Genomic DNA, 317 nt, shown 5'->3' on the forward strand with positions numbered 1-317 from the left:
GTTTCTCTATGCTTTTTGTAATTGTAACTCTTCACGTTCCATTATTTTTCTTAATACAATTGTTTGTGTCATTGTAAATAAGTTACCCGTTATCCAGTACAACACAAGTCCTGATGGCGCCGCAAACCCCATAAATAGAATCATTGCCGGCATCATAATTTGCTGCATCTTTAGCATCTGTACTTGTTCTCCAGATGTAATATTCGATTGGAAAACTTTCATCTGAATAAATGTCGTTAACGCTGCAATAATCGGTAATATATGATATGGATCTGCATGTCCTAGGTTCACCCATAAAAACGAAGATGTGCGAATCT

1 pseudogene is annotated in these 317 nt (G+C 36.3%); it reads right to left on the reverse strand.

Features of this window, described 5'->3' with window-relative positions:
• Positions 1–6: 6 nt before the first annotated feature.
• A pseudogene (gene yidC / locus SB717_RS34700) lies at positions 7–317 on the reverse strand (membrane protein insertase YidC); the annotation flags it as partial.

This window comes from Priestia sp. SIMBA_032 (assembly GCF_046535215.1).
In the GTDB taxonomy this organism is placed as follows: Bacteria; Bacillota; Bacilli; order Bacillales; family Bacillaceae_H; genus Priestia; species Priestia aryabhattai.